11 protein-coding genes are annotated in these 12,649 nt (G+C 69.8%); 5 read left to right on the top strand and 6 right to left on the bottom strand.

Going from position 1 to position 12,649, the window contains the following annotated elements; genetic code table 11:
- Positions 1–1,119, bottom strand: a complete 1,119-nt coding sequence (gene tal / locus OG741_RS10045) for a transaldolase (RefSeq protein WP_405596440.1) — start codon at positions 1,117–1,119, stop codon at positions 1–3.
- Between the two features lie 34 nt (positions 1,120–1,153).
- Positions 1,154–3,241: a transketolase gene (tkt, locus tag OG741_RS10040; RefSeq protein ID WP_405596439.1), complete on the bottom strand. Its 2,088-nt coding sequence runs from the start codon at positions 3,239–3,241 to the stop codon at positions 1,154–1,156.
- Positions 3,242–3,593: 352 nt separating this feature from the next.
- Between tkt and OG741_RS10035 the strand changes: the two genes are divergently transcribed.
- The 3 genes from OG741_RS10035 (at position 3,594) to OG741_RS10025 (ending at position 6,084) form a co-directional block, all read left to right on the top strand.
- On the top strand, positions 3,594–4,541 hold the full coding sequence (locus tag OG741_RS10035) for a heme o synthase (protein WP_405596438.1): 948 nt from the start codon (positions 3,594–3,596) through the stop codon (positions 4,539–4,541).
- 44 nt (positions 4,542–4,585) lie between these two features.
- On the top strand, positions 4,586–4,915 hold the full coding sequence (locus OG741_RS10030) for a hypothetical protein (RefSeq protein WP_328679239.1): 330 nt from the start codon (positions 4,586–4,588) through the stop codon (positions 4,913–4,915).
- Positions 4,916–4,980: 65 nt separating this feature from the next.
- Entirely contained in the window at positions 4,981–6,084 is a 1,104-nt protein-coding gene (locus tag OG741_RS10025; protein ID WP_405596437.1) for an amidohydrolase family protein, read from the top strand.
- Here OG741_RS10025 and OG741_RS10020 read toward each other — a convergent pair.
- From OG741_RS10020 to OG741_RS10005, 4 genes are all read right to left on the bottom strand, one after another.
- The gene (locus OG741_RS10020) at positions 6,070–7,062 is read right to left on the bottom strand and encodes a COX15/CtaA family protein (RefSeq protein WP_405596436.1); all 993 of its coding nucleotides are present in this window, start codon (positions 7,060–7,062) and stop codon (positions 6,070–6,072) included. The two genes, OG741_RS10025 and OG741_RS10020, sit on opposite strands and share 15 nt — an antisense overlap.
- A 36-nt stretch (positions 7,063–7,098) precedes the next feature.
- Complete coding sequence (locus OG741_RS10015; protein ID WP_405596435.1) at positions 7,099–8,229, bottom strand: hypothetical protein; 1,131 nt, start codon at positions 8,227–8,229, stop codon at positions 7,099–7,101.
- A gap of 93 nt (positions 8,230–8,322) precedes the next feature.
- Entirely contained in the window at positions 8,323–9,090 is a 768-nt protein-coding gene (locus tag OG741_RS10010) for an ABC transporter permease (protein WP_405596434.1), read from the bottom strand.
- Positions 9,090–10,013: an ABC transporter ATP-binding protein gene (locus tag OG741_RS10005; RefSeq protein WP_405596433.1), complete on the bottom strand. Its 924-nt coding sequence runs from the start codon at positions 10,011–10,013 to the stop codon at positions 9,090–9,092. The genes OG741_RS10010 and OG741_RS10005 overlap by 1 nt, the downstream gene beginning before the upstream one ends.
- A 421-nt stretch (positions 10,014–10,434) precedes the next feature.
- Between OG741_RS10005 and OG741_RS10000 the strand changes: the two genes are divergently transcribed.
- Both OG741_RS10000 and sufB read left to right on the top strand, forming a co-directional pair.
- On the top strand, positions 10,435–11,163 hold the full coding sequence (locus tag OG741_RS10000; protein WP_405596432.1) for a helix-turn-helix transcriptional regulator: 729 nt from the start codon (positions 10,435–10,437) through the stop codon (positions 11,161–11,163).
- Complete coding sequence (gene sufB, locus OG741_RS09995; RefSeq protein ID WP_405596431.1) at positions 11,160–12,581, top strand: Fe-S cluster assembly protein SufB; 1,422 nt, start codon at positions 11,160–11,162, stop codon at positions 12,579–12,581. The genes OG741_RS10000 and sufB overlap by 4 nt, the downstream gene beginning before the upstream one ends.
- Positions 12,582–12,649: the final 68 nt, after the last annotated feature.

Genomic DNA, 12,649 nt, shown 5'->3' with positions numbered 1-12,649 from the left:
TCAGCCCTCCGAAGGAGCGAGGCGCTTGAGCTCGGCCTCGGTCGACTTGAGCAGGTCGTTCCAGGACACGGCGAACTTGTCGACACCCTCGTCCTCGAGGACCTGGACGACATCGTCGTAGGAGATCCCGAGCTTCGCGACCGCGTCGAGGTCGGCACGCGCCTGGTCGTAGGTGCCGCGCACGGTGTCACCCGTGATCTCGCCGTGGTCGGCGGTGGCGTCGAGGGTGGCCTCCGGCATGGTGTTCACCGTGCCGGGCGCGACCAGGTCGTCGACGTACAGCGTGTCCTTGTACGCCGGGTCCTTGACGCCGGTCGAGGCCCACAGCGGACGCTGCTTATTGGCCTGCGCCTTGTCGAGCGCGGCCCAGCGGTCCGACGAGAAGACCTCCTCGTACGCCTCGTACGCCAGACGGGCGTTCGCGACGGCCGCCTTTCCGCGAGCCTCCTTGGCCTCGGGCGTGCCCAGGGCGTCCAGACGCTTGTCGATCTCGGTGTCCACGCGGGACACGAAGAAGGAGGCGACGGACTGGATCTTGGACAGGTCCAGGCCGGCGGTCTTGGCCTTCTCCAGACCGGCCAGGTAGGCGTCCATGACCTCGCGGTAGCGCTCCAGCGAGAAGATCAGCGTGACATTGACGCTGATGCCCTTGCCGATGACCTCGGTGATCGCCGGCAGGCCGGCCTTCGTCGCCGGGATCTTGATGAGGGTGTTGGGACGGTCCACCAGCCAGGCGAGCTGCTTGGCCTCGGCGATGGTCGCCGGGGTGTTGTGCGCCAGGCGCGGGTCGACCTCGATGGAGACCCGGCCGTCCTGGCCGCCGGTGGCGTCGAAGACCGGACGCAGGATGTCGGCGGCGTCGCGGACGTCCGCCGTCGTGATCATGCGTACGGCTTCCTCGACGGTCACCTTGCGCACGGCGAGGTCGGTGAGCTGCTGCTCGTAACCGTCACCGTGCGAGATCGCCTTCTGGAAGATCGACGGGTTGGTGGTGACGCCCACGACGTGCTGCTGGTCGATCAGTTCGGCGAGATTGCCGGACGTGATCCGCTTGCGGGACAGGTCGTCGAGCCAGATCGCGACGCCTTCGTCGGAGAGGCGCTTGAGTGCGTCTGTCATGAGAGTTGCATCTCCTACTTGTCGTATACGGGCGTCAGCGCGCCGCGGCCTCAAGAGATTCCCGCGCGGCGGCGGCCACCGCGTCGCCAGTGAAGCCGAACTCACGGAAGAGAACCTTGCCGTCGGCCGAAGCGCCGAAGTGCTCCAGCGAAACGATGCGACCGGCGTCACCGACGAAACGGTGCCAGGTCAGCCCGATACCTGCCTCGACCGCCACACGCGCCTTCACGGCCGGCGGCAGCACCGAGTCGCGGTACTGCTGGTCCTGCTGCTCGAACCACTCGACGCACGGCATCGACACGACCCGGGTCGGGATGCCCGCGGCCTGAAGCTGCTCGCGAGCCTCGACGGCGAGCTGCACCTCGGAGCCGGTACCGATGAGGACCACCTCGGGCTTGCCGCCCTCGGCGTCGAACATCACGTAACCGCCCTTGGCGGCTTCCTCGTTGCGCTCGTACGTCGGCACACCCTGGCGGGTCAGCGCGAGGCCGTGCGGGGCGCCGACGCCGAACTCCTTGGTGTAGCGCTTGAGGATCTCGCGCCAGGCGATCGCGGTCTCGTTCGCGTCGGCCGGGCGGACGACGTTCAGGCCCGGGATGGCGCGCAGCGAGGCCAGGTGCTCGATGGGCTGGTGGGTCGGGCCGTCCTCGCCGAGGCCGATCGAGTCGTGCGTCCACACATGCGTCACGGGCAGGTGCATCAGCGCGGCGAGCCGTACGGCATTGCGCATGTAGTCGGAGAACACCAGGAAAGTGCCGCCGTAGATACGGGTGTTGCCGTGCAGCGCGATGCCGTTCATGGTCGCGGCCATGGCGTGCTCGCGGATGCCGTAGTGGATCGTGCGGCCGTACGGGTCCGCCTCCGGCAGCGGGTTGCCCTTGGGCAGGAACGAGGACGTCTTGTCGATCGTCGTGTTGTTCGAGCCGGCCAGGTCGGCGGAGCCGCCCCACAGCTCGGGAATGACCGCGCCCAGCGCCTGGAGGATCTTGCCGGAGGCGGCGCGGGTGGCGACGCTCTTGCCGGTCTCGAACTCCGGCAGCTTCTCCTCCCAGCCCGTGGGCAGTTCGGTCGAGCGGATCCGGTCGAACTCGGCGGCGCGCTGCGGGTTGGCGGTACGCCACGCGGCGAAGGTCTTCTCCCACTCGCCCCGCGCCTCACGGCCGCGGTCGAGCGCCTCACGGGTGTGCCCGAGGACGGCCTCGGAGACCTCGAAGCTCTTGTCCGGGTCGAAGCCCAGGACGCGCTTGGTGGCCGCGACCTCCTCGTCGCCGAGCGCCGAGCCGTGCGCGGCCTCGGTGTTCTGCGCGTGCGGAGCGGGCCAGGCGATGATCGAGCGGGCAGCGATGAAGGAGGGGCGCTCCGTCTCGGCCTGCGCCGCCTTCAGGGCCCGGTAGAGACCTGCCGGGTCGAGGTCGCCGCTCGGCAGCTGCTCGACGCGCTGGACGTGCCAGCCGTACGCCTCGTACCGCTTGAGGGTGTCCTCGGAGACGGCCGTCTCCGTGTCGCCCTCGATGGAGATGTGGTTGTCGTCCCACAGCAGCACCAGGTTGCCCAGCTTCTGGTGCCCGGCCAGGGAGGACGCCTCCGCGGAGATGCCCTCCTGGAGGCAGCCGTCACCGGCGATGGCCCAGATGGTGTGGTCGAACGGGGAGGTGCCCGCGGCGGCGTCCGGGTCGAACATGCCGCGCTCGTAGCGGGAGGCCATGGCCATGCCCACCGCGTTGGCGACACCTTGGCCGAGCGGGCCGGTCGTCGTCTCGACGCCCGTCGTGTGCCCGTACTCCGGGTGGCCCGGGGTCTTGGAGCCCCAGGTCCTGAAGGCCTCCAGGTCGTCGAGCTCCAGGCCGTACCCGGCCAGGTAGAGCTGGATGTAGAGCGTCAGGGACGAGTGCCCGGCGGACAGTACGAAGCGGTCGCGGCCGGTCCAGTCCGCATCGGCGGGGTCGTGCCGCATCAGCTTCTGGAACAGCACGTACGCGGCGGGCGCGAGGCTCATGGCCGTACCGGGGTGGCCGTTGCCGACCTTCTGTACGGAATCCATGGCCAGGACGCGGACGGTATCGACGGCCCGCTGGTCCAGATCGGTCCACTCGAGGTCTGTGGTGGTCGGCTTGGTGCTCACCCTGGGTCAGGGCTCCTCTCCACATGTTCGTATCCCGGTGACGACGGAAGCACCGGGCTTGCGGCCACCCGGTCTCAGGACCGGCGGCGTCGCGATGTCGAGCCTACCCCCGGAGCAACGCCCGGCTTTTCGAGTGCTCGCCATTCAAAACGCCGGACACAGCCAGGGTGCCGCGACAGCCGGGTCCCCGCCTGTCGGCGATGTATACGCGCGCCGCCCGGTCACCGCTCAACACGAGGCCACCCCCGCGAAGATCGGTGTCTGGGCAACGTCTAGAGTGGCGTGGTACGCGCAAGTCTTCACCGGTCTTCACTCCGGGAGCTTGCTGGGATTTTCTCTGTCAGGGGTGTGCGTGACGGCCGTCGAGTCCCGACCCGCAGGGGTCGTCTTGACTCCCAGCCCGGGGGGCCATCGGCCGTTCGGGGCCCGCGTCAAGGCATTCGTGGCGCTGACCAAGCCGCGGATCATCGAGCTGCTGCTGATCACCACCGTTCCGGTGATGTTCCTGGCCGCACAGGATGTGCCCGACCTCTGGCTCGTGCTCACGACGTGCATCGGCGGCTACCTGTCCGCGGGTGGCGCCAACGCGCTGAACATGTACATCGACCGCGACATCGACGCGCTGATGGACCGTACGAACCAGCGCCCGCTGGTCACCGGAATGGTGTCGCCGCGCGAGGGCCTGGTCTTCGGCCTCGCACTCGCCGTCGTCTCCACACTCTGGTTCGGGCTGCTGGTCAACTGGCTGTCCGCCGCCCTGTCGCTCGGCGCCCTGCTCTTCTACGTCATCGTCTACACGATGATCCTCAAGCGCCGCACCTCACAGAACATCGTCTGGGGCGGCATCGCGGGCTGTATGCCGGTCCTCATCGGCTGGTCCGCCGTCACCAACTCGATGTCGTGGGCCGCGGTCATCCTCTTCCTCGTCATCTTCTTCTGGACGCCGCCGCACTACTGGCCGCTGTCGATGAAGGTCAAGGAGGACTACGCGCGCGTGGGCGTTCCGATGCTCCCCGTCGTCGCCTCCAACCGGGTCGTCGCCCGCCAGATCGTCTTCTACAGCTGGGTGATGGTCGCGGTCTCGCTGCTGCTCACGCCGCTCGGCTACACCGGCTGGTTCTACACCGCGGTGGCGCTGGCGTCGGGCGGCTGGTGGCTGTGGGAGGCGCACTCCCTGCAGAACCGCGCCAAGGCGGGCGAGACGGGCGGCAAGCTCAAGGAGATGCGGCTCTTCCACTGGTCCATCACCTATGTGTCGCTGCTCTTCGTCGCCGTCGCGATCGACCCCTTCCTGAGCTGATTCGGCGCTGGCACATCCGCCCTACCGCCGAGTAGCATCGCGGCATGGCAGACACCAAGCAGGCGAAGCAGGCAGAGCGCAAGGCGGCCAGGCTCGCCAAGCAGATCGGCGCCTTCTCCAAGGCCCACGGCGGCGCCGAGGGGCAGCTCGCGTACATGGGCCAGATGGGCACCCGCATCGTGCTCGTCGGCGAGGACGGCGGCTGGGGCGACCTCGTCGCGCCGAACCACTCCGTCGCCGAGGCCGCGGCCGAGAAGGCCGGGATCACGCTGCACGAGTCCTTCGACGGCGAGTTCGCCGCGAAGGTCCGCACCGGTCCGTACGAGTGGAGCCGGATGGCAGGCATCCAGCTCGGCGGTCCGTCCAACGGCTGAGCAACACCTCGTCGGGGTGTCACCCGTTAGGACTGTGGAAACACGGTCCATGACTGGGAGCCCGGATGATCGACACCCCGACCCTCGTGGACCAGTACTGCCACGGCGTGCTCCGCACGGAGCTGGGCCTCGGCACCTTCGAGGCGCATCTGGGCAGGACTGCCGGGCCGCCCGCACCCGGCACCACGTTCTTCGACACCCAGACCGGCTTCGCGGTACGGCGCTGGTGCCCGCCGCTGCTGGGTCTTGAGCCGCACTGCCCGCCCGCCCACTATCTCGCCCGCCGCCGCGAGCTGGGCGTGCTGGAGGCGGGCAGACGGCTGCTGAGAGGCAGCGGGATCTCCACCTATCTGGTGGACACGGGACTGCCCGGGGATCTCACCGGGCCACCCGAGATCGCCGCCGCGGGCGCGGCAGAGGCACGGGAGATCGTGCGCCTCGAACTGCTCGCCGAACAGGTCGCCGACACCTCAGGCACCGTCGACAGCTTCCTCGCGAACCTCGCCGAGGCAGTGCACGGGGCCGCCGCCTCCGCCGTCGCCTTCACCTCGGTGGCGGCTGTCGGACACGGGCTCGCCCTGGCCCCGGAACCGCCTGGCCCCGGGGAGGTGCGCGGGGCCGCAGGGCGCTGGCTGGCAGGACGGCAGGTCGGCGGCAGGCTCACCGATCCGGTGCTGGTGCGGCATCTGCTGTGGATCGCGGTCGCCTCGGGACTGCCGCTCCAGCTGCACGTCGGCGTGGAGGACCCGATGCTGATGACCGGCTTCGCGGCCGCCTCGGCGGGTCTCGGCACCGATCTGGTGCTGCTGCACGGCTATCCGTACCACCGTCACGCCGCACATCTGGCCAGCGTGTTCCCGCATGTGTACGCCGATCTGGGGCCCGCCCTCGTACATACGGGGGCGCGGGCGGCGGCCGTGCTCGCGGAGATCCTGGAACTCGCGCCGTTCGGGAAGCTGCTCTTCTCCAGCGGCGCGCGCGGGCTGCCCGAACTGCATGTGGTGGGCGCGCGGATCTTCAAGGAGGCGCTGGCGCGGGTGCTCGACGGCTGGGTCGGCGACGGCGCCTGGTCCCGTACGGACGCGGACCGGGTCGCCGGGATGATCGCGGCGGGCAATGCCCGCCGCGTCTACGGACTGTCGGACAACGCGCTGTCAGGCGTGCGATAGCGCGGAGTCGGCCTGGACCGGGACCTGGTCCGCCGTCGTCTCCGGACGCTCGCGCAGGCTCAGTGCGAGCCGCACCACCGCGATCCACATCAGCGCGGAGCCGAGCATATGGGCGGCGACCAGGGCCTCGGGGACATGCGTGAAGTACTGGACGTAACCGATCGCCCCCTGCGCGAGCAGCACGATCAGCAGATCGCGGGCACGTGCCCGCGTGTCGTCGGGGGCGTCGACCACGCGCAGCACCAGCCACATCGCGACGGCCAGCGCACAGACGACCCAGGCGGCGATCGCGTGGACGTGCGCGGCGTCCGCCCAGTCCCAGGGCATCCGCGGAACGTCGCTGCTGTCGCCCGCGTGCTTGCCGGAGCCGGTCACCGAGGTGCCGAGCGCGATCAGCAGCGCAGAGGTGACGACGATCGCCCAGGACAGCTTGCGCACCGGGCGCGGGACGCGCGGGCGCGCTGCGCCGTCACCCTCGCCGGCCCGCTGCCAGGTGACCGTGGCGACCGTGAGGAGTCCGGTGGCGAGCAGGAAGTGCCCCGCCACGGTCCAGGGGTTGAGGCCCGCCCACACGGTGATGCCGCCGAGGACGGCGTTGCCCATGACGATCCAGAACTGCGACCAGGCCAGCCGGGACAGCCCGCGGCGCACCGGCTTCGCCGCGCTCGCCGCGACGATAGCCCAGCCGACCGCGGCCGACAGGACGTACGTCAGCATCCGGTTGCCGAACTCGATCGCGCCGTGGATGCCCTGCTCGGGCGTGGCGAAGAGGCTGTCGTCCGTGCACTTGGGCCAGGTGTCGCAGCCGAGGCCGGAGCCGGTCAGCCTGACCGCGCCGCCGGTGACGATGATGACTACGCTCATCACGACGGCGGAGAGCGCGGCACGCCGGACGGTCTGCGGAGTGGGCGTCCAGCGCTGGGCGATATGGGCGAGGGGGGTTTGCACGGGCCCTATCGTAAGCGCGGCCTTGTGCATGTTTTCACGAGGGGGGTGTCCCCCGGGAAAGCACAGTCACGAGGGGGGTGTTGGCGAAGGCGGCGGCGTGTACGTCCGCCGGTAGCGCGAGCCGTCTAGGCGGTCCTCCTCCTCCCACCACACCGCGATCCGCCACGGCACCGACGGCGGCGGGCGGTCGGGCGAGTGCAGAAACGCATCCGTCAGCTCGGCCGCGACCGCCTCAGCGCTGCGGTCCGTCACCGCGTCCGTGCCGCGCCAGGGATGCCTCAGCGGAGTCCAGGACCCGTCGGCTCCGTCGCGTACGTCGAACCGCCACACCGCCCGCCAGGACCGCGCCCGCAGGAGCCGCCGTACCTCCGTGCCGTCCAGCCGGAGACCCTCGGCGATCGCGTCCGGCTCGATGCCCTCGATACGCGCCGCCACCACCGCGAGCGGCAGCAGCCGCTGCGGAAGCAGTCCCTCCGAGCTCAGCCGCGTCAGCCCGCCGTCGAAGGGGCAGCGCCGCAGCCTGCGCTCCAGCTGGTCGCTCAGATGCTCCAGCGCGGCGGCATGGGTCGGCTCGCGCGCGTCGGGTGCCGACCACAGGGCATGGAACTCACGCTCCGCCCGCACCGCCCAGGCCGCCGCGTCCGCCGGCTGCCCCAGCTCCTCGAGACGGTCGCCGAGGAAGACATGGGCCTGGGCCAGGCCCTCGCGGTTCTGCGGGTCGGTCCGGTCGAGGCGCTCCCAGACCTCGATGGCCCGCAGGGTGGCGGCGAGCGCGGCGTGGCCGTCCGCGAGGTCTTCGGGGGGAGGCTGCTCGCCGTCCGGGTGGAAGGCGTACCGCGGCATGCCCAGCTCGTCGCTGAGCGGCTCGGCGAGATAGACGGCCTGGCTGATCAGTGCCCTGGCGTACCAGCGGGCGTGCTCGTCGTCGTGCCCGGCGGGCTCCTCGCAGCGCCGGACGGCCTCGCGGATGGCCTTCACGGCCTCGGCGCGGCGGCCCGTGTCGAAGTGGTGCCGGGCGAGATCGCCGTAGCGCAGGCTGAGCCGCGCGGTGAGCGAGAGGTCGTCCTCGGCGTGCGGGGCGAGTGCCGCGATGAGATCCGTGAGCATGCGCTCGCGTTCGCGGGGTGAGACGCCGGCCCGGCGGGACCTGACCTTGGTCCATTCCGCGTCCAGTCGCAGTGCGGCAGTCCGCTCCATCGACGCCTCCCACCGTGCGGATCTTGGCAGGCTCATACTGGCGCGTGAGTCAGTCCCGGCGGAAGACGCGTGAGTCGGCGGATGCCGCGTGTGCTACTCCCAGCGGAAGAGCCGGGCGGCCGCCCCGAGTCCGAGCACCGCCCAGAGGGCGAGGATGCCCAGATCGCCCCACGGCACTCCCGCGCCGTGCTGGAGCACGTCGCGCAGTCCGTCCGACAGCGCCGAGATCGGCAGCAGCGCGAGCACCGACGCGACCGCGTCCGGGAACCTGTCCAACGGCACGATCACCCCGCCGCCCACCAGGAGCAGCAGAAAGACCAGGTTGGCCGCGGCGAGCGTCGCCTCGGCCTTGAGCGTTCCGGCCATCAGCAGGCCGAGGCCGGAGAAGGCGGCGGTGCCGAGGACGAGCAGCAGCAGTACGGCGAAGGGGTTTCCGTGCGGCGACCAGCCGAGCCCGAAGGCGATGACCGTCAGCAGGACGATCTGCAGCACCTCGGTGACCAGTACGGAGAGGGTCTTCGCGGCCATCAGCGCCCAGCGGGGGAGCGGCGACGCGCCGAGCCTCTTGAGCACTCCGTAACGCCGCTCGAAGCCGGTCGCGATGGCCTGACCGGTGAAGGCGGTGGACATCACGGCCAGCGCGAGGACGCCCGGGGCCAGGAAGTCGACGGGCTCGCCGCTGCCTGTGTCGACGACATCGACCGTCGAGAAGAGGACGAGCAGCAGCGAGGGGATGATCACGGTGAGCAGCAGCTGCTCACCGTTGCGCAGCAGCATCTTCGTCTCGAACGCGGCCTGCGCCGCGATCATCCGCCCGACCGGAGCGGCGCCGGGCCGCGGTGTGTACGTACCGGCGCTCATCAGCGCAGCTCCTTGCCGGTCAGTTCCAAAAACACGTCCTCCAGGGTGTGGCGCTCGACCGAGATGCCGTCGGGCATCACGCCGTGCTGCGCGCACCAGGAGGTCACGGTCGCCAGCAACTGCGGGTCGACCTGGCCGGTGATGCGGTACGCGCCCGGGGTGAGCTCGACCGCCTCCGTGCCGTCGGGCAGTGCCTTGAGCAGCGAGCCGACGTCGAGGCCGGGTCGCCCGGTGAAGCGCAGGGTGTTCTCGGCGCCGCCGCGGCAGAGCTGTTCCGGGCTGCCCTGGGCGATGACCTTGCCCGCGTCGATGATCGCGACATCGTCGGCGAGCTCTTCGGCCTCGTCCATGAAGTGGGTGGTCAGGACGGTGGAGACGCCGTCCTGGCGGAGTTCGCACACGAGCTCCCAGGTGGAGCGCCGGGCCTGCGGGTCGAGCCCGGCGGTCGGCTCGTCGAGGAAGACCAGTTCGGGGCGGCCGACGACGGCCATGGCCAGCGCCAGGCGCTGCTGCTGGCCGCCGGAGAGGCGCCGGTAGGTGGTGCGGCCGCAGTTGCCGAGGCCGAGGCGCTCGATGAGCCGGTCCACGTCCAGCGGGTGGGCGTGGAGTTTGGCCATGTGGCGCAGCATCTCCTCCGCGCGGGCGCCCGAGTACACACCGCCGGACTGGAGCATCACGCCGATCCTCGGGCGCAGCTTCGCGGCGTCGGTGACCGGGTCGAGGCCGAGGACGCGCACTGTGCCGGCGTCGGCGCGGCGGTAGCCCTCGCAGGTCTCGACCGTGGTGGTCTTGCCGGCTCCGTTGGGGCCGAGGACGGCGGTCACGGAGCCCCGGGGGACCTCGAGGTCGAGGCCGTTCACGGCCGTCTTGGATCCGTACCGCTTCACCAGGCCCCGGATCTGGACGACGGACTCGCTTCGCATGCGGAGGAGTCTAGGCGGGGGTGGAGGACCCCCGGGAGCGGGGGCCGAGACCCATGGACGGCGGTGACGTGAATGGCCTGAACCGGCGCGACCGGCCGGCAGCGCCGGTGAACCGTCCACCAATCGGAGCATCGCGTGCGCGTCGGATCCGAAGCTGTACCCGGACCGCCCGGCAGAGCCTGTACGACGGCCGGTTCGACCTCGGATTCGTGGCAAATTCCGGCAAGACTCCGGTGAATTCGATGAGGGTCGCCGACCGTTTCGATCTTGCAGGCTGAATTCGCGGGAATTGCCTGGTCAGAGCAAGTCCGGCGGCAGCCGGGCGGACCCTGTTCTTAGGTAACCCTTAGTGACGAAGCGCACCGGCTCACCCCTTGGACGGCAGTTGTCACGCTCAGAGGAATTACGCAACAATGGCGTTGTGAAAAACGTTGGCGAGGCTCCGCAGGAGGAACTCGCGACCGGTGAGCGCTCCACGCGCAACCGGGTCGCGCGCTCCATCCTGGACCACGGCCCGTCCACCGTGGCCGATCTCGCGGGACGCCTGGGCCTCACCCAGGCCGCCGTCCGCCGCCATCTCGACTCGCTCGTCCACGAGAACGTCATCGAAGCCCGTGAGCAGCGGGTCTACGGCGCGCGCACGCGCGGACGGCCCGCGAAGGTGTTCGCCCTGACCGACTGCGGCCGGGACGCATTCGACCAGTCGTACGACACGCTGGCCGTCGACGCGCTCCGCTGGATCGAGCAGAACGCCGGAGGAGAGGCGGCCGTCGCCGCCTTCGCCCGCGACCGGCTCGAAGCCCAGGCCGAGGCCTACCGCAAGGCTGTCGACGCCGCTCCCCCCGAGGAGCGCACCGAAGCCCTGGCCAAGGCCTTGAGCGTCGACGGGTACGCTGCTACGGCGCGTAGCGCACCGGTCGGCGAACAGCTCTGCCAGCACCACTGCCCGGTCGCCCATGTCGCCGAGCAGTACCCCCAGCTGTGCGAGGCGGAGACCGAAGTCTTCTCCCGCCTCTTGGGAACCCATGTGCAGCGTCTGGCCACCATCGCCCACGGCGACGGCGTCTGCACCACGTTCATCCCGCACAGCGCCCCACAGACCACCACCGAATCAGCATCCACAAGCACGGCCGGGAGGAACCCCGCATGACTCTCCCCACGGAGACTGCCCACCCCGAACTCGAGGGCCTGGGTACGTACGAATTCGGCTGGGCCGACTCCGACGCGGCGGGTTCCGCTGCCAAGCGCGGCCTCTCCGAGGAAGTCGTCCGCGACATCTCGGCGAAGAAGAACGAGCCGGAGTGGATGCTGAAGCTGCGCCTGAAGGGCCTGCGGCTGTTCGGCAAGAAGCCCATGCCGAGCTGGGGCTCGGACCTGTCGGGCATCGACTTCGACAACATCAAGTACTTCGTGCGGTCCACGGAGAAGCAGGCGGAGTCCTGGGAGGACCTGCCCGAGGACATCAAGAACACCTACGACAAGCTCGGCATCCCGGAGGCGGAGAAGCAGCGCCTGGTCGCCGGTGTCGCCGCCCAGTACGAGTCCGAGGTCGTCTACCACCAGATCCGTGAGGACCTGGAGGAGCAGGGCGTCATCTTCCTCGACACGGACACCGCGCTGAAGCAGCACCCGGAGCTCTTCCAGGAGTACTTCGGCACGGTCATCCCGGTCGGCGACAACAAGTTCGCCTCGCTGAACTCCGCCGTGTGGTCCGGTGGCTCCTTCATCTACGTCCCCAAGGGCGTGAAGGTCGACATCCCGCTGCAGGCCTACTTCCGTATCAACACGGAGAACATGGGCCAGTTCGAGCGGACGCTGATCATCGTCGACGAGGACGCCTACGTCCACTACGTCGAGGGCTGCACCGCCCCGATCTACTCCTCGGACTCGCTGCACAGCGCCGTCGTCGAGATCATCGTCAAGAAGGGCGGCCGCTGCCGCTACACGACGATCCAGAACTGGTCGAACAACGTCTACAACCTGGTCACCAAGCGCGCCGTGGCGTACGAGGGCGCGACCATGGAGTGGGTCGACGGCAACATCGGCTCCAAGGTCACCATGAAGTACCCGGCCGTCTACCTGATGGGCGAGCACGCCAAGGGCGAGACCCTGTCCATCGCCTTCGCGGGGGAGGGCCAGCACCAGGACGCCGGCGCCAAGATGGTCCACATGGCCCCGAACACCTCCTCCAACATCGTCTCCAAGTCGGTGGCGCGAGGCGGCGGCCGTACCTCCTACCGCGGTCTGATCGAGATCGGCGAGGGCGCTGCGGGCTCGAAGTCCAATGTGCTCTGTGACGCGCTGCTGGTCGACACGATCTCCCGCTCCGACACGTACCCCTACGTGGACGTGCGCGAGGACGATGTGTCCATGGGCCACGAGGCGACCGTCTCCAAGGTCTCCGAGGACCAGCTCTTCTACCTGATGAGCCGCGGCATGACGGAGTTCGAGGCGATGGCGATGATCGTGCGCGGCTTCGTCGAGCCGATCGCCAAGGAACTCCCCATGGAGTACGCACTGGAGCTCAACCGGCTGATCGAGCTGCAGATGGAGGGGTCGGTCGGCTAGGTGCCGCCCGCCCTCCCCAGCAGCGACTGATTTCTTACGCAGAGGCAGAGAGAGAGCACGACGACAGC

The organism is Streptomyces sp. NBC_01410 (genome assembly GCF_045040195.1).
In the GTDB taxonomy this organism is placed as follows: domain Bacteria; phylum Actinomycetota; class Actinomycetes; order Streptomycetales; family Streptomycetaceae; genus Streptomyces.
The sequence above is the reverse complement of the archived record's forward strand: the minus strand, read 5'-3'. Positions and strand labels throughout refer to the sequence as shown.